Genomic DNA, 24,761 nt, shown 5'->3' on the forward strand with positions numbered 1-24,761 from the left:
CGTCGTGACATGCCCACCTCGACGACCCGCGCCTCCTCGGCCCTGCCGATCCGTCTGCGCGGCGTCGGGCGGCGCTTCGGCGAGCGCCCCGTGCTCGACGCCCTCGACCTCGACGTGACCGCCGGCGAGATCATCGCCGTCGTCGGCCCGTCGGGCTGCGGCAAGTCGACGCTGCTGCGCCAGATCGGCGGGCTCGACCAGCCCGACGTCGGCACCGTGCACATCGCCGACGACGCCGCGCGAACGGCAGACCAGCGGTGCGCGGTCGCGTTCCAGGAGCCGCGCCTCCTGCCCTGGCGCACCCTCCGCGGCAACGTCGCCCTCGGCCTGCCCCGTCGACGGCCCGACGGGTCGTCGTTGAGCAAGGCAGCGAAGGAGGCGCGCCTCACCGAGCTCCTCGACCTCGTCCAGCTCGGAGCAGCGGGCGACCTCCGCCCCCGCGAGGTCAGCGGCGGCATGGCCCAGCGCGCCAGCCTCGCCCGGGCCCTCGCCCGCGAGCCCGCGGTGCTGCTGCTCGACGAGCCGTTCGGCGCCCTCGACGCCCTCACCCGCCTCCGCATGCAGGACCTGCTTCTCGACGTCCACGCCTCCCTGCCGACCACGGTCGTCCTCGTCACCCACGACGTCGACGAAGCGCTCTACCTCGCCGACCGCGTCGTGCTGCTCGCCGACCTCGCCGCGAGCGCCGGAGGCGCGACCAGCGTCCAGCGCATCGTGGCCGTCCCCGGCGCCCGCCCGCGCGACCGCGACGCCCCCGAGCTCGCCGCCCTCCGGCAGGAGCTGCTCGAGGGCCTCGGCGTCCACCGCGCCCACGCCCGGACCGCCTGACCGGCCACCCGCCCCGGCCTGCCGCCCACGACCACATCACCCCCACCACCAGCCCCGCCCCCGACAGCACGGAGACGACCATGACCCGCCACCGCACCTCCCCCTCGCGCCGCACCCGCGCCTCCTTCGCGGCCCTCGGCATGACGGCCGTCGCGGCGCTGGCCCTCACGGGCTGCGTCGCCGGTGAGGACTCCGACGGCGACGCCGCGGCCGCGGCCGGCGGCGACGCCAGCGCGAGCACCGCCGAGTGGAGCGCCGACACCCTCGACGTCGACTTCGCCACCTACAACCCGCTGAGCCTCATCGTGAAGGACCAGGGGTTCATCGAGGACGCCCTCGGCGACGACGTCACCGTCACCTGGACCCAGTCGGCCGGCTCCAACAAGGCCAACGAGCTGCTGCGCGCCGGGGCCGTCGACGTCGGCTCGACCGCCGGCTCGGCCGCGCTGCTCGCCCGCTCGAACGGCTCCCCCATCAAGACGATCGACATCTACTCGCAGCCCGAGTGGTCGGCGCTCGTCGTGCCCGGCGACAGCGCGATCACCGACGTCGCCGACCTCAAGGGCAAGACCGTCGCCGCGACGAAGGGCACCGACCCCTACTTCTTCCTGCTGCAGGCGCTCGAGGCGAACGGCCTCAGCCCGCAGGACGTCACGGTGCAGAACCTCCAGCACGCCGACGGCCGCGCCGCCCTCGAGAACGGCAGCGTCGACGCCTGGGCCGGGCTCGACCCGATCATGGCCGCCAGCGAGGCGGAGTCGGGCACCAAGCTGCTCTACCGCAACGTCGACTTCAACACCTACGGGTTCCTCAACGCGACCGAGTCGTTCCTCGACGAGTCGCCCGACCTCGCCCAGGTCGTCGTCGACGCCTACGAGGAGGCCCGCGCCTGGGCCGAGGAGAACCCGGAGCAGACCGCCGAGATCCTCGCCGGGGTCGCCAGCATCGACCCCGCCGTCGCGACGAGCGTGCTCCAGCGCACCCACTTCGACGTCGACCCGGTGCCCGGCGACGACCAGCGCGCCGTGCTCGAGAAGGTCGCGCCGATCCTCGTCGAGTCGGGCGACGTCGCCTCCGAGGGAGCCGTCGACGACGCCCTCGACTCCCTCTTCGACGACACCTACGCGAAGGCCGCGACGGCGTCGTGACCGACCAGTCGCTCCCGGTCGACGGCCGCCGGGCCGAGTCGCACGCCGTCGTCGAGGCCGCGGCCGCGGACGCGCGCGCCGGCGCTGCTGCCGGGTCCGGTGCCGGGGCCCGGTCGGGCTCGCAGGAGTCGCGGGCCGGCACCCCCGCACCGTCCCGCCCCCGGCGCCGCGGCCTGGCACTGCTCGGGGCGATCCTGCCCGTCGCCCTCGTGCTCGCGTGGGTGCTCGCCACCACGGTCGGCGACGTCCCGGCCTACAAGGTCCCCTCGCCGCTCGACGTCTGGACGGCGGGCGTGCAGCTCGCCGGCACCGGGCAGCTCGGCCAGTACGTCGCGATCTCGGTGCAGCGGGTGCTGATCGGCTTCGCGGTCGGCTCGGTCGTCGGCCTCGTGCTCGGCGCGGTGGTCGGGCTGTCGCGGGTCGGCGAGGCGCTGCTGGCGCCGTCGATCGCCGCGGTGCGCGCGGTGCCGTCGCTGGCCTGGGTGCCGCTGCTCATCCTCTACCTCGGCATCGGCGAGGACTCGAAGATCACCCTGATCGCGATCGGTGCGGCCTTCCCCGTGTTCACCACGGTCGCCGGCTCGCTCCGGCACGTCGACCCCCACCTCGTGGAGGCGGGCCGCGCCTACGGCCTCGGCTCCGTCTCGCTCTTCGCCCGGGTGCAGCTGCCGGCCGTGCTGCCCTCGCTCGTGTCGGGCCTGCGGCTGGCGCTGGCGCAGTCGTGGCTCTTCCTCGTGGCGGCCGAGCTGATCGCGTCGTCCATGGGCCTCGGGTTCCTGCTCAGCGACTCGCAGGCGAACGGGCGCGTCGACCGGATGTTCCTCGCGATCATCTTGCTCGCCGTGCTCGGCACCCTCACCGACGCGGTGCTGAACCTCCTGCAGAAGGTGCTGCTCCGCCGCTGGCGCTAGCCGCGCCTCCCGTGTTCCGCGCCCGCGCCTCCTGACCTTTCCCGGGCATCTATAGGATCAAGCGACCATCGACGACGACAGTCCAGGGGGACCACGTGGGATCAGTCGGCGCGTGAGCACGCTCAGCACCGCGCTCGCGTTGTCGCGCCTCCAGGCCGACAACGCTGCATGGAGTCTTTTGCGCTCAGACCGTGCCGCTGTCGCGATCGCCGTCCTCGACGCTCACCTCGGCGGCGCCCAGAGGCGGCTGACAGCCACGGACCTGTTCGAGCTGATCGATTCCGACCTCGATGACCTGCGTGATCACGGGTTCGACCTCCCGCGCAGCGGCCAGGCCTACTGCAGTGATTGGCGTGCCGCCGGCATCCTCATCCGCCGTCCCACGGACGAGACGCGGACCGAGACGTTCGAACTCTCGCCCGCCGCGTTCTCTGCGATCCGTTACGTGCGGCAGCTGATCGAACCCCGCTCCACCGTGACCCAGTCACGACTCGCGACGATCGCGTCCGGCCTGGCCGATCTCGCGCGCGACACAGATCCCGATGCGTCGAGTCGTCTGCGGTCGCTGCACGCGGAGCGCGCACGCCTCGATGCCGAGATCGCGAGCGTCAGCCGGGGGTGAAGTCTCCGTGGCAGCGCCCCGCGACGCCCGAGAGCGCGCTCGGGAGATCGTCGAGCTCGCACGGGAGCTGCCCGACGACTTCTCGCGGGTCCGTGCCGACCTCGAGTCGATGAACCGAGAGCTGCGGCTCCGCATCATCGAGGACGACGACGCCCAAGCCCACGTTCTCGACGAGATCTTCCGCGGAGTCGACCTCCTCCAGGAATCGGATGCGGGGCGCAGTTTCGAGGGCTTCTACTCGATGGTCCTCGACCCTGAAGTGGCTGACGCCTTTCAGGGAAGCATCGATGCCGTCCTGGCCCGGTCCTTCGCGAGCGAGCTCAGCCTGGAGGAGCGTCGCTTCCTCCGCGGCCTGCTTCGCACCCTGCAGGAACGCAGCGGCGAGGTGAACGGCGTCATGTCGTCCTTCGCACGGGGGCTGCGCCGGTTCGTTCAGAGCCAGGAGTACCAACGGGACCGAGTGATCCGGCGGCTGCTCCGTGAGTCGATCGCCGCGGCGGGGCAGATCTCGCACCATCTCAAGCCCTACGCGGACACAGGCCTGGAGCTGACGCGGACGTCCGTCGCTCTGAGGTCGATCAGCGCCCTCAGCCTGCACGACCCGTCGGCGCTCGAGACCACGGAGGCTGTCGTCGAGCACCGCGACGACGGTCCCGTCGTCGACCTAGCCATGCTGCGTCTCCTGGCGCGCGCGACCGAGATCGACCTCGACGAACTGCGGACGAACGTCGATGAGACCGTCGACGCTCTCGGCCCGTCGACGCTCGGTGCCGTGCTCGATCGCCACCCGGCGACGCAGGGCGTCGCGAGCGTCGTCGGTCTCGTGATCCTGGCTGAGCGCCACGGCACCCGACAGGTCGAGCCCGGTTCTGACCCCGGGGCTGTGGTCGAGGTCGTCGAGTGGCCGATGGCGAACGTCGACGACGAGCGCCGTCTCCGTGCCACTGTTCCCCTGTTCATCTTCACCGAGAGGATCCGATGAGCCACGAGATGCCGATCGAGCCACAGAGCGAGGTCGACGGCGAGGTCCAGACCGAGGCCGAAGGGCTCTGGGAAGACGACCTCGGCACCCTTCCCGACTCCTCCCGGCGCGCGCTCCTGCACTTGATCCGGGGCCCGTACCTCTCGTTCCGCCTGCACGCGCAACTCTGGTCGGCGCTGTTGCGGGACGAGACCGCGATCCGCACGCGGCTCAACGAGCTGTTCCTCGAGCTGATCGTGGACCTCGCCGGCGAGGTGGCGTTCGTGCGGAACGTCCAGATCGACGGAGAGGACAGCTTCCCCAAGACCGTCCGCAGTGCGCCTCTGACCTTTTTGGACACGGGGATGCTGCTGGTCCTGCGTCAGCTGCTGCTGGACGGTGACGGCTCGGAGCGCGTCATCATCGGCCGAGAAGACGTCGACGAACAGCTCGAGCCCTATCGTGACGCGGCGGCGTCCGACCCTGCCGCCTTCACCAGGAGACTGAACGCCTCGTGGACCAACATGAAGAAGTTCGGCGTGATCGTCGACGCTGAGTCGGAGGAGCGGGTCGAGATATCGCCCGTGCTTCGTTTGGTGTTCGGGCCAGAGGAGATCGCGGCTGTTCGTGACGAGTACCGCCGCATCGCCGAGAAGGGCCGCTCGTGACCGCCACCACCGACTCGTCATCGCTGCCGCCTCTGCTGCTCGACATCGACGACCCACACCCGGCCCAGTGGCGTCTGGCTCGGGTCGATGTCGTCAACTGGGGCACCTTCACCGGTCTGCACCGCGTGGCCATCGCGCGCAAGGGGCACTTGATCACCGGGCATTCCGGCTCGGGCAAGTCCTCGCTGCTCGACGCCATCTCCACCGTCATGACTCCTCCGAAGCTGCTCCGGTTCAACGCCGCCGCGCAAGAGGTCTCGGCGAAGTCGGAAGACAGGAGTGTGCTGAGCTACGTCCGAGGTGCCTGGAGTCGTCACACCGACGAGGAAACCGGCGACGGCGTCAGCCAGTTCCTCCGTTCCGGTGCGACGTGGAGCGGCGTCCTGCTCCGCTTCGAAGGCGGGGCGGATCGTCCCGCCGTCAACCTCCTCCGCCTGTTCCACGTCCGACGCGGCAGCACCGCGAACGCTGACGTCAAGCAGCTCAACGTCATCGTGCGTGGCGATGTGGAGCTCCTCGACTTCGAGGACCACGTCCGGAACGGCATCGAGACGCGCAAGATCAAGGCGGCATGGCAGGACGCCACCGTCACCGACCAGCACTCAGTCTTCGCGGCACGTTTCGCCAAGCTCCTGGGCATCGGCGACGGACGTGACACCGAGAACGCCCTGCAACTGCTGCACAAGACGCAGGCGGCCAAGAACCTCGGCAGCCTCGACAACCTGTTCCGCAGCTTCATGCTGGAGACGCCCGGCACGTTCGCACTCGCCGACACAGCCGTCGACCAGTTCGGCTCGCTCGCCGAGGCACACCGTCTCGTCGTCGAGGCGCGTCGCCAAGCTGACCACCTCCGACGACTGAGCGTCCCGGCCGAGCAGTACACCACGGCTAAGGAAGCGGCGAACTCAGCCGATGCACTGCTGGCCGTCATCGAAGACTTCCGAGACCGACGCCTCCTCGAGATTGACCGCGACGACAGGGAGCGCGTCCGGGTGGACCGGGTTCGTGCCGCAGCAGCCCTGCAGTCAGCGGACGAGGCCGCACAGCGAGCGCGGAACGAAGCCGACTCGGCCCGCCTCCGTGTCCGTCAGGCAGGAGGCGCGGATCTCGACGCGCAGACAGAGCGCGTCGCCCACGCCAGGGCAGCCGCAGAGCGCGTGGCCGACTTCCGGGGGCGGCAGTCGGCACTGCTCGCTGACGTCGGTGTCGAGATGCCGACGACCGCTGAGCAGTTCGAGCAGTTGCGGACGACGGCGAGACGCGACACGGACGCTCTCACGGCGGGGCAGTCGAGCCTCCGCGACACGGAGGTGGCTCTGCACGACGACCGCGCGGCGGCCAGCGGGAGACTCCGCGAGATAGATCTGGCGATCGATGCTGTCCGCGGGCGAAGCTCCAACATCGCGCATCCCCTCATCCGCGCGCGGACGGCGATCGCTTCCGCCATGGGCGTGCCGGAGGAGACGTTCCAGTTCGCCGGCGAGCTCCTCGACGTAGCCCCCCGGTACGCGGAGTGGACGGGCGCCATCGAGCGTGTACTCCGCCCCCTGGCCCCCACCCTCCTCGTTCGAGACGAGTACATGGACGACTTCGTCGCAGTCGTCGATGGGCTGCACCTGGGGACGCGTCTCGTCTACGAGAGCATCCCTGCCAGGTCCGAATCGCCTCGTGCGGTGCGGTCGCTCCGATCCCTCGTGAACCGCGTGCACGTCGTGGCGGGTCTCGACGAGGCCATGGCGGGCTGGCTCGCTCACCGCCTGGCCGACCGATTCGACTACGACTGCGTCGACGACGCCCACGAACTCCGCGCAACCCCCCGGGGCGTCACCCGCGCGGGCCAGGTCAAGCACGGCGCGCGGCGCTTCGAGAAGGATGACCGCCACCGGCTCGACGATCGCCGGGAGTGGATGCTCGGCTCGGACAACTCGGCGAAGCTCGACGCACTCTTAGCCGATCGCGGTGCAGAACAAGGGGCACTTGAACGCGCCAACGCTGCACTCGAGCGGCTGACCGTCGAGCGCCGCGCCACCGACCGGCGCATCGCGGCTCTGGCGGCCCTCGACGTTGTCCCGTGGTCGGCGCTCGACGTCGACGCCGCGAAGGCCGCGGCGGACGCCGAAGCGGCCCAGCTCAGCCGACTGGCTGAGGGAAACGCCGACCTGAGAGCGGCGCAGCGACTCGCCGACGAGGCGGCGGGACGCGAGGGTGCGGCATCGTCACACCTTCGTAGCGCGGCCGCCGCGGTCGACCGGCTCGACGATGCGCTCGGCACGCTCGAGGCGCACATCGCGAAACTCGCCCCGCTCGAGCAGCAGTGGACGATCGGCGATGCCGAGGCCGACGCCCTCGAGGAGAGGTTCCGTGCGCGGTCGCGGTCGCGAGGACGCGACCAGGTGTTCGAGAGCGCCGCGGCCGTTCAGAAGCAGCTCATCTCTGATCGCCGGGCGGCCGAGGACGAACTGCACCGAGCCTCCCGCGCCTTCGAGCACCTGGCTATGGAGTTCCGTCGCCTCTGGCCCGCGTTGGCGGCCGACGTCACCGAGTCGATCGCCGACAGAGAGGCCTACGCAGCCATCCATCAGCAGATCGTGTCGTCCGGGCTGCCGCGGCACGAGAGCCGGTTCTTCGACCTGCTCCGTCGGCAGAGTCAGCAGCTGACGGGCGAGCTCCTCAACGAGATCAGGACCGCACGCCAGGCTGTGGCGGCACGCATCGAGCCGATCAACGCGTCGCTCCTTCGGTCGGCCTTCGACACGGACAGGTTCCTGCAGATCCAGGTGCGCGACCGGAAGTCGGACGAGGTCAAGGAGTTCATGTCGGACCTCCAGGCCATCTCGGCCGGGACCTGGCAGGAGGACGACGCGCGCGGCGCGGAGAAACGCTTCGCGCTGTTGCAGAAGGTGATGGAGCGCCTCGGCACGGAAGCCGATCGCGGGTGGCGGCGGCGCTGCCTGGACACCCGCGAGCACGTGGTCTTCGTCGGCGTGGAGCAGGACCCCGACGGAGTCGAGACGAACCGTCACGATTCTGGCGCGGCTCTCTCCGGAGGCCAGCGACAGAAACTCGTGATCTTCTGCCTCGCCGCTGCGCTCCGCTACCAGCTGACCGACGCGGACGAGTTCGTCGCGCCCTACGGCACCATTGTGCTCGATGAGGCCTTCGACAAGGCCGACAGCGAATTCACCCGCATGGCCATGGACGTGTTCACCGAGTTCGGGTTCCACATGGTGCTCGCCACGCCCCTCAAGCTGCTGCAGACCCTCGAGCGCTACGTCGGTGGCTTGTCGCTCGTGTCTTGCCAGGACCACAAGGACTCTCGTGCGGCGACGCTCTCGTTCGACGAGGTGCCGTCGTGAGCGCCGCGCGGTCGATGCTGGGGCCGTCCGAGGTGCGCGCAGCCGCTGCGGCCAAGTACGCCCGTGAGGCCCGGACGTGGGCGTCGGACCCGACCGCGTCGCCTAGACTCGACGTGCTGCTTCACCCCCCGACGCAGGCGACGGCGCTGCGTGCGGGAGCCGAGGCGCCGGCCTGGGCTCGTTCGTGGCGGGATCCCGGCTTCGCCGCCGATGTGCTTTGGGAGCCACGGAGCTGGGCGAGCCTGGGACCTCAGCAGGTCCCCGTCAGGTGCGTGATCGATGGCGCCGAGGTGATCGCCGCAGCAGCCGGGAAGATCAGCGAGTGGCAGCTGCTGCGGGACCGTGCTGACACTCTCCGCGAGCGCTGGGCCGGACGCGGAGCCGACGATGCGCTGGCCTCTGTCATCCGCACCGAGGCACCCCGCCTGGTCGGCCTCACACCGCTCGACTTCGAGCTCCTGCTCGGCGTGCTCGAGTGGGTCGCGGCACATCCTGCGTCCGGCCTCTACCTCCGCCAGCTGCCCATCCACGGGATCCATACGAAGTGGATCGAATCGCACCGTCGCCTGGTGTTCGCCCTGGCTGAGGTCGTGACGGGCCAGAGGGGGCTGGGCCTGAATTCGAGCCCGTCCCTCATCCGACTCCGAGTACTCGACCCGCTCCTTCGCCCTTCCGGCATCAGCGACCTCGCCCTCCCCGCGGCTGACCTCGCGACCTGGGCACCCATGCCGACCACGGTCTTCGTCTTCGAGAACCTCGAGACAGTCCTGGCGATGCCCGACGTTCCCGGTGCGGTCGTCGTGCACGGCAGCGGCTACGCCGTCGACCGCCTCGCGTCGGTGCCGTGGATCAGGTCGTCTCGCATCGTGTACTGGGGCGACCTCGACAGTCACGGCTTCGCAATCCTCAACACGCTCAGAAGAGATTGCGGCAACGTCCAATCAGTTCTGATGGACGAGGCCACAATCGACGCCCACACGGATCTGATCGGTCACGAAGCGAGCCCCCACCGGGGGGCCTTGACCCGGTTGACCTCGAGTGAATCATCGGCCTTACGTCGGCTCGTCACCGGAGGCGATCTCAGGCTCGAACAGGAACGGGTCGATTGGACCTTCGCGATCGCCGCATTGCTGACTACGGTCTGACGACGTCGGTCCGATCAACGTCCTGCCTGGGGTTTCGCCCTGCGGACGCGCCTCCCGTATGTGTGTGCGTATGCCCGTCGAACCTAGCTTCGGACATTGAACCCCGGCACTCCCGGATGCTTTGTCCGGAACGAGGTTCATCGGCAGGGCACCCCGTCGCCCCACAGCCCTGGACCTCCCACAGCCGCGCCCCGCACCCCGCACCCCCAGCGCCGAACCAACCCCCGACTGATTGAACGACCACGTCTTGCAGTGGTTTACGGATCAGTCGGTGGTTGAACCCGCCCGAGACGCGCCACTCCCCCGCCGCCCGTTCTTCACCGGCCGCGGGAACGCCTCGCGCATGTGGTCGCTGGTCAGCAGGTCGCCGATCCCGATCATGATCAGCGAGAAGACGATCTGCTCGACGACCATCCAGAACGGGTACAGCCCGGGGATCGTCGCCACGACGAGCGTCACGATCGGGAAGATGCGGCTGAACAGCCTCAGCCGGGCGTAGGCCCACCACCAGCCGAGCTGCGCGCGCCAGGCGAAGACGTAGAGAGTCGCGGTGAGGAAGAGCACGACGGTCGACCGGAACCAGACCGCCCACGGCACGTGCTCCCCACGCGCCGTCAGCACGGCCGCGATGAAGATCGCGGTGAGGCCGACGACGGTCTCGGCGAGCAGCAGCCAGCGGATGCCCATGAACGCCCGCACCGTGCGCGGGTGCTCCCGCATGTCTTCGTGGATGACGTAGCTCGCCTGACGCCCGCCCGCGAGGCGGTCCAGCCGGAGGCGCCGCCACAGCTCGTCGGCCGCGTCGCTCAGCCGCGTGGTCGCCTCGGCACCCTCCCGGGGTCGCACCACGCCGTCTCGCACAAGTCGCACGCCCCCATCGTGCACCATCCCGCCCGCTACTCCGCCCGGATGTCCCACGCGTAGCCGTCGCGCTCGGGCACGAGCTCGAAGCAGGGCCCGAACGACATGATCTGGACGACGTCGCCCAGCATGCCGACCATGTAGCTCTGCGCCCCCGACCCCACGAGGTAGAAGCCGTCGCCGGCCTGGCGGGGGTCACCGACGACGACCGAGAACTCGGAGGCGCGCGCCCACGTCGCCCGGAGGCGCTCGGCCATCTCCTCGAAGTCAGGGGGCCGTGACACCCGCACCGTCGTGTGGCTCGCCCACGAGACGCCCCCGTTCGAGCAGTCCATGATGACGCCGCTCGTGTCGGGCTCGACGGCGAGCACCAGCTCGGCGGGCACGAACGAGGCCAGGTCGGCCTCGACGGCCTTGACGTCGACCTTGATCTCCGCCAGCGGCTGCCGCGAGATCGGCACCGGCGTCCGGTCGGCCCGGGGCCCTGTCAGCATGGAACATCCTCCCGTCGCCACCGCGACCACCGAGGCCACGGTGACGACCGCGACCGACCTGCGCAGCACCCTCATCGGGGCCACACGTCCTTGCGCTCGAGCTCCGCCAGCAGCTGACCGAGCACGAGCCTGTTCTCGACCTCGGTCGTCGCGACGAGGCCGTGGTTGGCCGTGAGCACCTCGAACCGCTCCGTGACGGGCGAACCGACATCGAGGGCCCGGTCGCCGTCGCTCTCGAACACCTGGTCCTCGAACACCACCATCGACTGGGGGTTCCTCCCCGCGTAGACGCCGCCGGTCGCCTGAGCGAGCCCGAGGGCGTCGCGGTAGCGCAGCGAGTCGTACTCGGTCGACGGGTCGGGCTGCCAGTCGTCGACGGCTCCCGCCCCCGCGAGCGACACCACGTGGTCGTACCGGGCCCCGGCCACCTCCGAGGCCAGCACGTCGGCGAGGCCCCAGCTGTGCCCGACGGCGACCTCGACGGGCGGCTCCGACCGGAAGAGCGGGTCGGCGTGCAGGCCCCGCTGGAAGGCGGCCAGGCGGTCTCCCGACTCGCGGGCGTAGCCCTGGTCGTTCGCCTCGAGCAGGCCGGGCACGAGGCCCATCGTCTCCGTCGGGACGACCACGCCGCCCCCTCCGGGGAAGCGGCCGTCCTTGTAGACGAATGCGACGCTGTCGAGGGAATCGGTCTCGACGAGCCAGGTGCCCACCGACTGGGTGCCCCCGCTCTCCGCCCAGAACCCCGTCATCTCCGAGAACGTGCCGGGCACGTACGTGTACACGCGCTGGGGCGGAGCCTCCCAGTCGCCGACCATCTCGACGATGCGGTCGCCCTCGCGGTCCCACGTGTAGAGCTGCACCGCCGGCGGCACCGCCGCGGCGCGCGACAGGTACTCGTTCTCCCGCCGCAGCGCCGTCACGAGCCCGTCCATCACGGCGCCTCGCTCCGGGTCGTCGAGCACCCCCGCGATCGTCCGCTCGTTCTCGGCGATCTGTCGACGCGCGGCGATCCCGTTGGCCCGGACGCGGGCGCCCGGCGGCAGGCCGTCCAGCGCGCCGAAGAGGCCGGGCGCCCCCGCCAGCAGCGCCCGCTGCGTCGCGGAGAAGCCGTCCTCGTCGAGCGCGACGTCGACGCCGAGCGACTCCCACCAGGCGCGCACCTCCTCGGGCGACGCCTGGCCGACGAGGACGCCCAGCAGCGGCACGTCGGCCAGCAGCGACGCCAGCTCGAACGGCGTCAGCCCCGTCACGACCCCCAGCGCACCCTCCGGGCTCGTGACGCCGCGGGCGGCGTCGGCGGCCTCGACGAGCGCTCCGACCGCTCCCCCGCCGTGCAGGGCCGAGAGGAGGCGGTGGTCGGCGGCCCGCCGCCGATCGACGAGCTCGGCCCACCGTCGCCCCACCACGCCGAGCTCGGCGACCGCGTCGACGATCCGCCGCTCGAGGGCCGACCGCTCGACGTGCCGGTGATCGGCGGGCGTCGAGACCCCGGGCAGATCGACCCGCAGCTCCGCCTCCGCCTCGAGGACGACCAGGGTGGCCGACGCGTCGTCCCGCGCCTCCTCCGCCCTCGCCCGCGCCTGCTCGAGCAGCCGCTGAGCGGCGGCGATGTCGACGAGCTCCCTCGCGTAGCCCTCGAGGGCGGCGCCGTGCTCGTCGACCGTCGACAGCAGCACGTCGAGCTCCCGCACGATCGCCTCGGCCTCCGCCACGAACGCACGGCCCGACTCGGCCTGCCACGAGGTCGCCGCCCACTCGCCACAGCGCACCGCGTGGTAGCGCCCGAGGTCGAGGTCGTCGACCTTCTCCCGCCGCCGGCGCGCGAGCCGCTCGACCTCGCCGGCGTCGCCCCGCCCGGGGTCGCCCTCGTGCTCGGTCACCGTCGACCGCCCCCTGCCGCGCCCGCCGTGCCTGCCACGCCCGCCGTGCCCGCCACGCCCGCCGTGCCCGCCGCCACGCCCGCCAGCGATTCGTCCGTCGCGCGCAGCTCCTCCGCGAAACGGCGCGGCAGCCGCGCCGCGTCCGTGATCGCCGCGACCAGGCGGTCGACCCGCCGCGCCAGGTGGCGGCTCACCTCCGCGAGGGCGGCCGCGACCTCGCCCGAGCCGAGCGCCGCCGTGCAGTCACCCGTCAGCTGGTGGGAGAAGGGCAGGTCGTCGCGCGCGTGCGCCATCACCTCGGCCATCTCGCCCAGCGCGTCGAGATCGACGCTCACCCCTGTCGTCATGCCGCAGCCCTCCACATCGCCGTCGATATACGTCATGTGACGTACGGACGACCCTAGCAACACGAACGCCCGGCGTGGACGGGGTCCACACCGGGCGTCATGCTCCAGCGGCTGTGAGGGGAACGGCCCGGAGGCCGCCCGGTCAGGGGCGCTTGCGCTTCTCGCGCACCCGCATGTTCACCGTGATGGGCGTGCCCTCGAAGCCGAAGATCTCGCGCAGGCGACGCGTGATGAAGCGACGGTACTGCGGGTCGAGGAAGCCGGTCGTGAACAGCACGAAGGTCGGCGGACGGTTGGCCGCCTGCGTGCCGAACAGGATGCGCGGCTGCTTGCCCGAGCGCAGCGGGTGCGGGTGCTCCGCGACCAGCTCGGCGAGCAGGGCGTTGAACTTGCCGGTGGGGATGCGGGTGTCCCACGAGTCGAGCGCGAGCTCGAGGGCGGGCACGAGCTTCTCGAGGTGGCGGCCGGTCCGGGCCGAGATGTTGACGCGGGGCGCCCACGACACGTGGTCCAGGTCTTGCTCGATCTCGCGCTCGAGGTAGCGGCGGCGGTCGTCGTCGAGGAGGTCCCACTTGTTGAAGGCGAGCACGAGCGCGCGGCCCGACTCGAGCACCAGGTCGATGATGCGGAGGTCCTGCGTCGAGATCTGCTCGGTGACGTCGATGACCACGACGGCGACCTCGGCCTTCTCGAGCGCCGCCGACGTGCGGAGCGACGCGTAGAAGTCGGCGCCCTGCTGCAGGTGGACGCGCTTGCGGATGCCGGCGGTGTCGACGAAGGTCCACACGCGGCCGGCGATCTCGACCTGCTCGTCGACCGGGTCACGGGTGGTGCCGGCCAGCTCGTTGACGACGACCCGCTCCTCCCCCGCGGCCTTGTTCAGCAGCGAGCTCTTGCCGACGTTCGGGCGCCCGAGGATGGCGACACGGCGGGGGCCGCCGATCTCCTCCTTCGCGACGGTCGAGACGGCGGGGAGCTTGGTCATGACCAGGTCGAGCAGGTCGGCCACGTTGCGGCCGTGCAGCGCCGACGCGGGGAAGGGCTCGCCGAGGCCGAGCGACCAGAGCGCGGCCGCCTCCAGGTCCTTCCGGGCGTCGTCGCTCTTGTTGGCGACGAGGATGACGGGCTTGTGCGAGGCGCGCAGCATCCGCACGACGGCCTCGTCGGTGGCGGTCGCCCCGACGTTGACGTCGACGACGAAGAGCACGGCGTCGGCCAGGTCGACGGCGATCTCGGCCTGGAGGGCCACGGACCGGTCGATGCCGATCGCGCCGGGCTCCCACCCGCCGGTGTCGACGAGGGTGAAGCGGCGCCCGCCCCACTCGGCCTTGTACGAGACGCGGTCACGGGTCACGCCGGGCTTGTCCTCGACGACGGCCTCGCGGCGGCCGAGGATGCGGTTGACCATCTGGCTCTTGCCGACGTTGGGGCGGCCGACGATCGCCAGCACCGGCAGGGCCGGCGCGTAGGTGAGCGCGTTCGGGTCCCACTCGCCGCCGTCGAGCACGTCGAGGTCGGTGTCGTCGAGCTCGTAGTCGGCGAGGCCGGCGCGGAGGGCGCGGGCGCGCTGCTCGGCGTCCTCGTCGGGGATCGTCTGGATCCGCTCGACCATCGAGTCGTCGAGCGCGGGGTACTTGTCGTCGTCTGCCATGGAGGCTCCTAGGAAGTGGGGGTGCTCGTCTGCACGAGCTCGACCACGGCCTGCACGGTCTGGTCGAAGTCGAGGTGGGTGGAGTCGACCGTCGAGACGCCGGGGGCGGCGGTCATGAAGTCGACGACCTTGCTGTCGAGCCGGTCGCGGGTCGAGAGCTGCCGAGCGGTCTCCTCGGCGCTCTGCCCGGTGACCTCGGCTGAACGCCTGGCCATCCTAGCTTCTTCGCTCGCCGTCAGCAGGATCCGCACCTGGGCGTCCGGCGCGACCACGGTCGTGATGTCCCGGCCCTCGGTGACGATGCCGGCCTTGTCGGTCGAGGCGATCACGCGACGGAACAGGTCGACCATGTAGCGCCGCACCTCCGGCACCTTCGCGACGTGGCTGACGGCGCCGGTGACGCGGGGCGTGCGGATCTCGTCGGTCACGTCGACGCCGTCGACGGTCACCGAGGAGGCGCGGTGCGGGTCGATCTCGATCGCGTACCGGAACGAGGGCAGCGCCCCCACGATCGCGTCCGCGTCGTCGAGGTCGACGGCCGTCTGCAGGGCGTGCAGGGCGAAGGCCCGGTAGGCGGCGCCGGTGTCCTGGTAGTCGAAGCCGAGGGCGATCGCCGAGGCGCGGCTGACGCTCGACTTGCCGCTGCCGGCGGGGCCGTCGACGGCGACGACGACGTGGCTGTGCACGGCCTCGGCGGTCTCGTCGCGCAGCTCGGCGGTGTGCGCCTCGCCGGCGGGGCCGCCGACGCCGTGCTCACCCGGCGAGCGCTCCACCCCGAGGTCGGCACCGGTGAGGTCGGCACCGGCGGGGTCCGCGGCGGCGGCGCCGTCCGCGGCGCTCACGCGACACCTCCGACGACGGTCCAGCCGCGCTGCTGCAGCTCGGCGACGAGCCGGTCTTCTTGTTCGGGCACGATGGACACCTCCGCGAGTCCGACCAGCGCGCCGGGCGAGTGCTCCAGGCGCAGGTCTTCCAGGTTGACGCCGATCTCACCGATCTCGGTGAGCAGGCGGGCGAGCTGGCCCGGCGTGTCGTCGACCATGACGACCACCGAGCGGAACTGGGTCGACTGGCCGTGCTTGCCGGGCAGCCGTGAGACGCCGGCGTTGCCGGCTCCGATGAGGTCGGCCACGGCACGGCGTGCGCCGGGGGCCGAGGGGACGTCGAGCGCCGTGACGACGCCGTCGAGGTCGTCGCGCAGCTCGCGGAGCACCGCGGCGACGCGCGGCGCGTTCGCCCCGAGGATCTGCACCCACAGGGCCGGGTCGCTGCTCGCGATGCGGGTGACGTCGCGCACCCCGCCGCCGGCCAGGGCGAGGGAGGCGTCGGGCGCGTCGCGCAGACGCGCCGCTGTGAGGCTCGCCACGACCTGCGGCACGTGGCTGACGAGGGCGACGCCGGCGTCGTGCTCCTCCGGCGTCATCTCGATCGGGGTCGCCCCGAGGTCGAGCGCGAGGTCCTCGACGAGGGCCGCGCGCCGGTAGCTGATGTCGTCGTGCCCGGCGATGACCCACGGGCGGCCGACGAACAGGTCGGCGCGGGCCGAGACGGCCCCGCCGCGCTCGCGCCCGGCCATGGGGTGCGAGCCGATGTAGCGCGAGACGTCGGCGCCGAGCGCGACGAGCTCGTCGAGGGGCAGGCCCTTGACCGACGCGACGTCGGTGACCAGCGCCTCCGGGTGGGCCTGCAGCTCGCGGTGCACGATCTCGGCGGTGACGTCGGGCGGCACCGCGACGACGACGAGCACGGGGGCGTCGTCGGCGGCGGGCACGCGGCCGGCGCCGTAGTCGACGGCGAGCGCGCGCGCCGACGGCGAGACGTCGTCGAGCACGACGTCCACCCCGTGTTGGCGCAGGCGCAGGCCGATGCTGGTGCCGAGCAGGCCCGCGCCCACGACGCGCACCTGGCCGGCGAGGCGGCGGCTGCCGTCGACGAGGTCGCCGACGGTCACCGCCGTCGCCGGCTCAGGCAGCGTCGAGGAGTCGCGGGTCGGGTCGGTCACGACCGGCCGCCTCCCCGGGGCCCACGGCCGTCGCCGTCGGGGCGGCCGCGGTACGGACGGTCGCCGCCGCGGTCGTCGCGCCGGTCGTCACGGCCGCCACGGTCGTCGCGGCCCTGGTAGCCGCCGCGCGAGGGTCCGCCACGGTCGTCACGACCCTGGTACCCACCACGCGAGGGTCCGCCACGGTCGTCACGGCCCTGGTAGCCGCCACGGTCGCCCGAGCGGTCGTCGCGGCCCTGGTAGCCACCGCGTGAGGGCCCGCCACGGTCGTCGCGACCCTGGTACCCGCCGCGGGACGGCGCGCCACGGTCACCCGAGCGGTCGTCACGACCCTGGTAGCCACCACGCGAAGGCGCACCACGGTCGCTCGACCGGTCGTCGCGACCCTGGTACCCGCCGCGCGAGGGGCCGCCACGGTCGTCGCGACCCTGGTACCCACCCCGCGACGGCGCACCACGGTCACCCGAGCGGTCGTCACGACCCTGGTACCCGCCGCGATCGCCCGTGCGGTCGTCGCGGACGGGGTACTCGCGGCCTCCGCGGCCGGCGCCGGGGCCACCGGCGCGGACGCCGGAGGGACGGCCCGTGCGCGGATCGCGGTTCGCGTCGCGGTTCGGGTAGCCCGCCGCGCGCTCCTCGCCTGCGCTCAGCGGACGGTCGCCGCCCCGCGACGCACCGCCACGGTCGTCGCGGGAGACGAAGCCCCCGCGCTCAGGACGCGAGCCACGGTCGTCGCGCGACACGAAGCCGCCACGGTCGGGCCGCGCGCCGCGGTCGTCGCGACCCTGGTAGCCACCACGGTCGGGCCGCCCGCCACGGTCGTCGCGACCCTGGTAGCCGCCACGCTCGGGGCGTCCGCCCCGGTCGTCGCGACCCTGGTAGCCACCACGCTCGTCACGGGCCGGACGCCCACCACGATCGTCGCGGCCCTGGTACCCGCCACGCTCGTCGCGCGCGGCCGGACGCCCACCGCGGTCGTCGCGGCCCTGGTACCCGCCACGCTCGTCGCGCGCGGCCGGACGGCCACCGCGGTCGTCGCGACCCTGGTACCCGCCACGCTCGTCGCGCGTCGGGCGTGCACCGCGCTCGTCGCGGGGCTCGCGGCGGCCGGCCTGCTGGCGGCGCACCTCGGCCCGGCGCGACGGAGCGGCCGCGGCGTCGCCCTTGAAGCCGGACGGCCCGCGGCGGCGCTTCGCGTCGCGGGCGTCGGTCTCGGGGTCGAACTCCTCGTCGTCCTCGTCGTAGTACTCCTTCTCGACCTCGGCCTCGTCGAGGGGCACCTCTACGACGTCGGCCTCGTCGACCGGCGCGTCGGCGCTCTCGGTGACGGGCATCGCGTCGACGCGGGGCGACGGGGCGGCGTCGCGCGAGATGGTGAGGATCGCCCCGAGCTCCGCCTTGTTCAGCGAGCGCATGTGGCCGACCTTGAGCGTGCCGAGGTGCAGCGGCCCGAACGAGCGGCGCACGAGGTCGATGACCGGGTGCCCGACCGCCTCGAGCATGCGGCGGACGACGCGGTTGCGCCCCGAGTGCAGGGTGATCTCGATGAGCGACGAGTCGGCGGAGCGCGACAGCCCCGCGCCTCCCCCGACCACCGCGGCCTTGTCGGCCGCGATCGGACCGTCGTCGAGCTCGACGCCCGAGAGCAGCTCGGCGATGACGGCCGGGGTCACGAGGCCCTTGACCTTGGCGATGTAGGTCTTGGTCACGCCGAACGACGGGTGGGCCAGCACGTGCGCGAGCTCGCCGTCGTTCGTCAGCAGCAGCAGTCCGCTGGTCTCGACGTCGAGGCGGCCGACGTTGAACAGGCGCTCCTCGTAGTCGCTGGTGAACTGCGTCAGGTCGGGGCGGCCGTTCTCGTCGCTCAGGGTGCTGACGACGCCGACCGGCTTGTTCAGCATCACGTAGCGGCGCGTCGAGTCCAGCTGCACGGCCGTGCCGTCGACGACGACCTTGTCGGTCGCGGGGTCGATGCGGCGACCGGCCTCGGTCACGACCTTGCCGTTGACCGTGACGCGGCCGGCGGCGATCAGGTCTTCGGAGACGCGGCGCGAGGCGACGCCGGCGGCGGCCATGACCTTCTGGAGGCGCTCGCCCGAGGGCAGGTCGTCAGAGGTGGGGGTGGTGTCAGTGGGCATCGTCGAATCCTCCGGATCCGTCGGAGAGGAGCGGGGAGATCAGCGGGAGCTCGTCGAGCGAGCTGATGCCGAGGTGGGTCAACAGGAGTTCCGTCGTTTCGTAGGTGGTGGCGCCCGTCTCGGGATCGGTGGACGATTCCGTGACCAGGCCTCGACCCAGCAGCGTGCGGACGACCGAGTCGACGTTCACCGCGCGGATCTGCGCGATGCTGCTGCGGGTGATGGGTTGCTTGTAGGCGATGACCGCCAGCGTCTCGAGAGCCGCCTGCGACAGTCTGGACGGGTTCTGCGTCATCACGAAATCCCTGACGACGGGGTCGTGCTCCTCGCGGACGTAGAACCGCCAGCCGACGCCGACCTCGCGCAGCTCGAAACCGCGCCGCACGCCGCCGTCCACGCCGTCGAAGTCGGCGACCAGCGCCTCCACCGCCCGGCGCACGACAGGGACGGGCTCACCGACCGCGGTGGCGAGGTCGACGAGCGACTGCGGCTCGTCGGCGACCATCAGCAGCGCCTCCAGGCGTCGCTCGACGGCCACGGCGCCGGCGACCGCGACGGTCGTCACGGAGTCAGCCGTCATAGTCGGCCCCCAGCGCGGCGAGGCTCTCGTCCGTCCAGGTCTCGGCGACCCAGCGCACGCTGAGCTCCCCCAGCGGCTCGATCTGCTCGAACGACACCGACCCGTGCCGGTAGAGCTCGAGCAGCGCGAGGAAGCGGGCGACGACGACGCCCTTGACGTCGACCCCCGAGACGAGCTCGCGGAAGGTCAGCAGCCCGCGCCCGCGCAGCAGCGCGACGACGACGGCGGCCTGCTCGCGGATGCTGACGAGCGGCGCGTGCAGGTGGTCGAGTCCGATGGTCGGCACCTCGGCGGGGGTCAGCGCGAGCGTGGCGAGGGCGGCGAAGTCGTCGGGGCTGAGGGTCCAGACGAGCTCCGGCGTCGTGACCCGGTACTTCTCCTCGAGGCGCACCGACCGCGCGTGCCGCGCGGCCTCGGCGACCGACCGCTCGGCGAACCACTCGGCGGCGAGCTTGAACGCGCGGTACTGCAGCAGGCGGGCGAAGAGCAGGTCGCGGGCCTCGAGCAGGGCCACGTCTTCCGCGTCGACCAGCTCGCCCTGGGGCAGCAGCCCGGCGACCTTGAGGTCGAGCAGGGTCGCGGCGACGACGATGAAGCCGCTGGCCTGGTCGAGGTCGGCGTCGGTGTCGAGCCGGCGGAGGTGGGCGAGGAACTCGTCGGTGACGGCGCTCAGCGCGACCTCGGTGACGTCCATCTCGCGCTTGCTGATCAGCGTCAGCAGCAGGTCGAACGGGCCGGTGAAGTTGTCGAGGGCCACGGCGAAGCCGGGCACCTCCGGCGGCACGGGCGCGTCACCCCGTGTCGAGGCACCGCCGTGCGCGACGTCGCTCCGCCCGGGAGCGACGTCGACCGTCACCGTCGTGGCCGGCTCAGGCTGCGGCACCACGCGCGATCAGCTCTCGGGCCAGCTGGCGGTACGCCTGGGCCGCGGGGTGCTCGGGCGCGAACTTCGTGATCGGGGTCCCGGCGACGGAGGCGTCGGGGAACTTGACGGTGCGGCCGATGACGGTCTCGAGCACCTCGTCGCCGAACGCCTCGACGACGCGCTCGAGCACCTCACGGCTGTGCAGCGTGCGCGAGTCGAACATCGTCGGCAGGATGCCGTCGAGCTCGATGGCGGGGTTGAGCCGGTCGCGCACCTTCTCGATCGTCTCGACGAGCAGCGCGACGCCGCGGAGGGCGAAGAACTCGCACTCGAGCGGGATGAGCACGCCGTGCGCCGCGGTGAGGGCGTTGACGGTCAGCAGCCCCAGCGAGGGCTGGCAGTCGATCAGGATGACGTCGTACTCGGCGCTGACCTGGCGGAGGATGCGCGCGAGGATCTGCTCGCGGGCGACCTCGTTGACGAGGTGCACCTCGGCGGCGGAGAGGTCGATGTTGGCCGGCATGACGTCGAGGCCCTCGACGCGGGTCGGCACGATGACGTCGTGCGCGTCGCGGACGGCGCCGATCATGAGGTCGTAGATCGTCGACTGGTCGTGCGACTGCACGCCGAGGCCGGCGGTGAGGGCGCCCTGCGGGTCGAAGTCGATGGCGAGCACGCGGCGGCCGTACTCGGCGAACGCGGCGCCCAGGTTGATGGTCGTCGTGGTCTTGCCCACGCCGCCCTTCTGGTTGCAGAGCGTGATGATGCGCGCGGGGCCGTGGCTCGCCAGCACGTCGGGCGTCGGGAACTCGGTGCGGGGGCGCCCCGTCGGGCCGTTCGCGGGGACGGCCGCCGGAGCGCTCTCGAAGAGGGCGGGTGTGCTCGGGGTCGGCTTGGTGCTCACGGGCTCCATAGTACGAGCGCCCCCGAGCGGGGCGCGGCTGCCGCGCCCGGCCCGTGCACAGGAAGCCTCATGCGGCAGGTGAAGGTCTGACGGCCTTCCGGGCCCGGGGGTGGGCGGTCGAGTACATGTCGCGGAGGGCGTCCGCCGTGACCAGCGTGTAGATCTGCGTCGTGGCCACCGACGAGTGCCCGAGCAGCTCCTGCACGACGCGCACGTCGGCCCCGCCCTCGAGCAGGTGGGTGGCGAACGAGTGGCGCAGCGTGTGCGGCGACACGTCGAGGCCCAGCTCGGCCCGGTCGGCCGCGCCGCTGATCACCAGCCAGGCGTTCTGCCGCGAGAGCCGGGCGCCCCGCGCGCCGAGGAAGAGCGCGGGGGTCGCGTCGCCCCGGGCCGAGAACTCGGGCCGGCCGCGCACCAGCCAGGCGTCGAGCGCCCGCCGGGCGTAGCTGCCGAGCGGCACGAGCCGCTGCTTGCCGCCCTTGCCGAACAGCCGCACGACGTCGCCCTCGACCACGTCGTCGACGTTCAGCGACACCGCCTCGCTGACCCGGGCACCGGTCGCGTAGAGCAGCTCGAGCAGCGCCTTGTCGCGCACGCGCGCGGGCTCGTCGCCGTCGGTCGCGGCGAGCAGCGCCTCGACCTGGGCGACCGAGATCGCCTTGGGCAGCCGCGACGGCAGCTTGGGCGGCCGGGTCGTGGCGGCCGGGTCGACCTCGAGCAGCCCCTCCTCGACCAGGAACCTGTGCAGGCCCCTCACCGACGACAGCACCCGTGCCACGCTGGAGGCGCCGAGCGGCTTCTCCGGCCGGGTCGCCAGCGCGACGGGGAACGACGCCACGTCGCCTGGCTCGACCTCGTCGACCGAGGCCCGACCGAGCGCCGCCAGGTGCGCCTGCCAGAGCACGAGGTCGCGGCGGTAGGCCGCGGTCGTGTTCGGGGAGAGGCCGCGCTCGACGGTGACGTGGCGCAGGTACCGGGCCACCGCCTCCTCGACGGTCGTCACGGCCTGCCGCCCCGTCGGGCCGTCAGCGGGCCGCGACCGCGGCGAGCGCCGCGATGCTGAGGATGGAGTTGTGCAGCCGGCCGGCGAGCACGCCCTCCACGACCTCGTCGAGGCTGACCCAGCGCGTCACGATGTCGGCCTCCTCGTCGGAGCGGTCGAACGCCCCCTCGGTCGCGCTGACGCCCGTGGCCCGGTAGACCGTGACCATCTCGTCGTTGCCGCCGGGCGAGGTGTGGAACGAGACCAGCTCGTGCCACGTGGTCGCCCGGAGGTCGGCCTCCTCCATCAGCTCGCGCTTCGCGGCGTCGAGCTTGCTCTCGCCCTCGGCGTCGAGCAGCCCCGCGGGCAGCTCCCAGTCGCGCGAGCGGATGGGGTGGCGGTACTGCTGGATGACCAGCACGCGGTCCTGGTCGTCGACCGCCAGGACGGCGACGGCGCCCGTGTGCGCGACGTACTCGCGCACCATCGGCGAGCCGTTGTAGTCGACGGTGTCGCGGACGACGTTCCAGACCGCGCCCTCGAACACCGTCTCCGAGCTCATCACCTCGAGCGCGGCGGGCTCGTCGCGCAGCAGCTCGCCCTCGGCGCCCATCAGGCCACGACCTCGGCGGCGTCCGTCACGCCGGGCGTGGCGCCGTCCGCGTCGTCGGCGAAGAGCTTGCTCGAGTTCTGACGCTCGAGCGACGCCTCGACCAGGCCGCTGAAGAGCGGGTGGGCGTGGTTCGGGCGCGAGCGCAGCTCGGGGTGCGCCTGCGTGCCGATGTAGAACGGGTGCACGGCGCGGTCGAGCTCGACGTACTCGACGAGGGTGCCGTCGGGCGACGTGCCGGAGAAGACCAGGCCGGCGTCGGCGATCTGCTGGCGGTACTGGTTGCTGACCTCGTAGCGGTGGCGGTGGCGCTCCTCCACCAGCTCCGAGCCGTAGAGCTCGGCGGCGAGCGAGCCCGTCTGCAGCGCGGCCGGGTAGAGGCCGAGGCGCATGGTGCCGCCGAGGTCGCCGCCCGCGATGATGTCGACCTGCTCGGCCATCGTCGCGACGACGGGGAACTCGGTCTCGGGGTCGAACTCGGACGAGGAGGCGCCGGTCAGGCCCGCCTCGTTGCGCGCGTACTCGATGACCATGCACTGCAGCCCGAGGCAGAGGCCGAGCGCGGGCACGCCGTTCTCGCGGGCGAACTTCAGCGCGCCGAGCTTGCCCTCGATGCCGCGGATGCCGAAGCCGCCGGGCACGCAGATGCCGTCGACCTGGCTGAGCGCCTTCGCGGCGCCCTCCGGGGTCTCGCAGTCGTCGGAGGGGATCCACACGAGCTTGGCCTTCGCCTGGTGCGCGAAGGCGCCGGCCCGGAGCGCCTCGGTGACGGAGAGGTAGGCGTCGGGCAGGTCGATGTACTTGCCGACGAGGCCGATGGTGACCTCGTGCTTCGGCTGGTGCACCGCGTCGAGCACGGTCTGCCAGCCCGACCAGTCGACCTCGCCGGCCTTCTCGGCGAGGCCGAGGTGGCGGATGATGTAGCTGTCGAGGCCCTGGTCGTTGAGCATCGACGGGATGTCGTAGATGCTCGCGACGTCCTTCGCGTTGACCACGGCGTCCTCGTCGACGTCGCACATCAGCGCGATCTTGCGCTTGTTGGCGTCGCTGACGGGACGGTCGCTGCGGAGCACGAGAGCGTCGGGCTGGATGCCGATCGAGCGGAGCGCGGCGACGGAGTGCTGGGTGGGCTTGGTCTTCTGCTCGCCCGAGGCGCCCATGTAGGGCACCAGCGAGACGTGCACGAAGAAGACGTTCGACCGGCCGAGCTCGTGGCGCACCTGGCGGGCCGACTCGATGAACGGCTGGCTCTCGATGTCGCCGACGGTGCCGCCGACCTCGGTGATGATGACGTCCGGCTTCAGCTCGCCCTCGGCCTGCTGCCGCATGCGGCGCTTGATCTCGTCGGTGATGTGCGGGATCACCTGGACCGTGTCGCCGAGGTACTCGCCGCGGCGCTCCTTGGCGATGACGGTCGAGTAGATCTGGCCGGTGGTGACGTTGGCGGCCTGGTCGAGGTTGATGTCGAGGAACCGCTCGTAGTGACCGATGTCGAGGTCGGTCTCGGCGCCGTCGTCGGTCACGAAGACCTCGCCGTGCTGGAAGGGGTTCATCGTGCCCGGGTCGACGTTGAGGTACGGGTCGAGCTTCTGCATCACGACGCGGAGGCCGCGGGCGGTCAGCAGGTTGCCGAGGCTGGCGGCCGTGAGGCCCTTGCCGAGCGACGAGACCACGCCGCCGGTGACGAAGATGTGCTTCGTGACGGCCGCGGGAGCAGCTGCCGTGGACGAGGGGACCTCAGAAGGGCCACCCCCGTCGATCGAGGAGGAATCAAGGCCCGAGTTCTGTTCGTTCACCACGGGGTTCCA

At 72.0% G+C, this 24,761-nt stretch carries 19 protein-coding genes and 2 pseudogenes; 7 read left to right on the plus strand and 14 right to left on the minus strand.

The window, feature by feature from the left end; genetic code table 11:
• The first annotated feature begins 9 nt into the window (after positions 1–9).
• The 7 genes and pseudogenes from FHR77_RS07180 to FHR77_RS07215 all read left to right on the plus strand — a co-directional run bounded on the left by FHR77_RS07180 (position 10) and on the right by FHR77_RS07215 (position 9,639).
• Positions 10–828, plus strand: coding sequence for an ABC transporter ATP-binding protein (locus FHR77_RS07180; protein WP_167259363.1), 819 nt, complete (start codon positions 10–12; stop codon positions 826–828).
• 80 nt (positions 829–908) lie between these two features.
• On the plus strand, positions 909–1,976 hold the full coding sequence (locus FHR77_RS07185; protein ID WP_167259364.1) for an aliphatic sulfonate ABC transporter substrate-binding protein: 1,068 nt from the start codon (positions 909–911) through the stop codon (positions 1,974–1,976).
• Positions 1,973–2,887 carry an ABC transporter permease gene (locus FHR77_RS07190; protein WP_341777261.1) on the plus strand — a complete coding sequence of 305 codons (915 nt, stop codon included), beginning with the start codon at positions 1,973–1,975 and terminating at the stop codon, positions 2,885–2,887. The genes FHR77_RS07185 and FHR77_RS07190 overlap by 4 nt, the downstream gene beginning before the upstream one ends.
• Positions 2,888–2,999: 112 nt before the next feature.
• Positions 3,000–4,491 (plus strand): annotated as a pseudogene (locus FHR77_RS07200) (DUF3375 domain-containing protein).
• Positions 4,488–5,138 carry a DUF4194 domain-containing protein gene (locus tag FHR77_RS07205; RefSeq protein ID WP_243861378.1) on the plus strand — a complete coding sequence of 217 codons (651 nt, stop codon included), beginning with the start codon at positions 4,488–4,490 and terminating at the stop codon, positions 5,136–5,138. The pseudogene FHR77_RS07200 and the gene FHR77_RS07205 overlap by 4 nt, the downstream one beginning before the upstream one ends.
• Positions 5,135–8,494, plus strand: a complete 3,360-nt coding sequence (locus FHR77_RS07210; RefSeq protein ID WP_167259367.1) for an ATP-binding protein — start codon at positions 5,135–5,137, stop codon at positions 8,492–8,494. The genes FHR77_RS07205 and FHR77_RS07210 overlap by 4 nt, the downstream gene beginning before the upstream one ends.
• Before the next feature lie 14 nt (positions 8,495–8,508).
• Positions 8,509–9,639, plus strand: a complete 1,131-nt coding sequence (locus tag FHR77_RS07215; protein WP_243861603.1) for a Wadjet anti-phage system protein JetD domain-containing protein — start codon at positions 8,509–8,511, stop codon at positions 9,637–9,639.
• Positions 9,640–9,903: 264 nt separating this feature from the next.
• Here the strand turns inward: FHR77_RS07215 and FHR77_RS07220 are convergent, their stop codons facing one another.
• From FHR77_RS07220 to FHR77_RS07285, 14 genes and pseudogenes are all read right to left on the minus strand, one after another.
• Complete coding sequence (locus tag FHR77_RS07220; RefSeq protein ID WP_424955680.1) at positions 9,904–10,428, minus strand: hypothetical protein; 525 nt, start codon at positions 10,426–10,428, stop codon at positions 9,904–9,906.
• A 107-nt stretch (positions 10,429–10,535) separates the two neighbouring features.
• Positions 10,536–10,994: a hypothetical protein gene (locus FHR77_RS07225; RefSeq protein WP_167259369.1), complete on the minus strand. Its 459-nt coding sequence runs from the start codon at positions 10,992–10,994 to the stop codon at positions 10,536–10,538.
• A gap of 71 nt (positions 10,995–11,065) precedes the next feature.
• Positions 11,066–12,874 (minus strand): hypothetical protein, encoded by a 1,809-nt coding sequence (locus FHR77_RS07230; RefSeq protein WP_167259370.1) that lies wholly within the window; start codon positions 12,872–12,874, stop codon positions 11,066–11,068.
• Positions 12,871–13,257, minus strand: a complete 387-nt coding sequence (locus FHR77_RS07235) for a hypothetical protein (protein WP_167259371.1) — start codon at positions 13,255–13,257, stop codon at positions 12,871–12,873. Before FHR77_RS07235 ends, FHR77_RS07230 begins: the two co-directional genes overlap by 4 nt.
• A gap of 106 nt (positions 13,258–13,363) precedes the next feature.
• The gene (der, locus tag FHR77_RS07240) at positions 13,364–14,872 is read right to left on the minus strand and encodes a ribosome biogenesis GTPase Der (RefSeq protein WP_056055401.1); all 1,509 of its coding nucleotides are present in this window, start codon (positions 14,870–14,872) and stop codon (positions 13,364–13,366) included.
• Positions 14,873–14,880: 8 nt separating this feature from the next.
• Positions 14,881–15,558, minus strand: a complete 678-nt coding sequence (gene cmk / locus FHR77_RS07245; protein ID WP_167259514.1) for a (d)CMP kinase — start codon at positions 15,556–15,558, stop codon at positions 14,881–14,883.
• A gap of 152 nt (positions 15,559–15,710) precedes the next feature.
• Positions 15,711–16,823, minus strand: a complete 1,113-nt coding sequence (locus FHR77_RS07250; protein ID WP_167259515.1) for a prephenate dehydrogenase — start codon at positions 16,821–16,823, stop codon at positions 15,711–15,713.
• Positions 16,824–18,220: 1,397 nt separating this feature from the next.
• A pseudogene (locus FHR77_RS15985) lies at positions 18,221–19,012 on the minus strand (pseudouridine synthase); the annotation flags it as partial.
• Positions 19,002–19,592 carry an SMC-Scp complex subunit ScpB gene (gene scpB / locus FHR77_RS07260; RefSeq protein ID WP_167259372.1) on the minus strand — a complete coding sequence of 197 codons (591 nt, stop codon included), beginning with the start codon at positions 19,590–19,592 and terminating at the stop codon, positions 19,002–19,004. The pseudogene FHR77_RS15985 and the gene scpB, both read right to left, overlap by 11 nt.
• Positions 19,582–20,376 carry a segregation and condensation protein A gene (locus tag FHR77_RS07265; RefSeq protein WP_056056006.1) on the minus strand — a complete coding sequence of 265 codons (795 nt, stop codon included), beginning with the start codon at positions 20,374–20,376 and terminating at the stop codon, positions 19,582–19,584. The genes scpB and FHR77_RS07265 overlap by 11 nt, the downstream gene beginning before the upstream one ends.
• A gap of 85 nt (positions 20,377–20,461) precedes the next feature.
• Positions 20,462–21,361: a ParA family protein gene (locus FHR77_RS07270; protein WP_056056009.1), complete on the minus strand. Its 900-nt coding sequence runs from the start codon at positions 21,359–21,361 to the stop codon at positions 20,462–20,464.
• Positions 21,362–21,428: 67 nt separating this feature from the next.
• Complete coding sequence (locus FHR77_RS07275) at positions 21,429–22,364, minus strand: tyrosine recombinase (protein WP_167259373.1); 936 nt, start codon at positions 22,362–22,364, stop codon at positions 21,429–21,431.
• A gap of 22 nt (positions 22,365–22,386) precedes the next feature.
• The gene (locus FHR77_RS07280) at positions 22,387–22,956 is read right to left on the minus strand and encodes an NUDIX domain-containing protein (protein WP_167259374.1); all 570 of its coding nucleotides are present in this window, start codon (positions 22,954–22,956) and stop codon (positions 22,387–22,389) included.
• On the minus strand, positions 22,956–24,713 hold the full coding sequence (locus FHR77_RS07285; RefSeq protein WP_167259516.1) for a CTP synthase: 1,758 nt from the start codon (positions 24,711–24,713) through the stop codon (positions 22,956–22,958). Before FHR77_RS07285 ends, FHR77_RS07280 begins: the two co-directional genes overlap by 1 nt.
• Positions 24,714–24,761 lie beyond the last annotated feature (48 nt).

Origin of the sequence: Frigoribacterium endophyticum, assembly GCF_011759585.1 — a bacterium.
Lineage (GTDB): Bacteria > Actinomycetota > Actinomycetes > Actinomycetales > Microbacteriaceae > Frigoribacterium > Frigoribacterium endophyticum.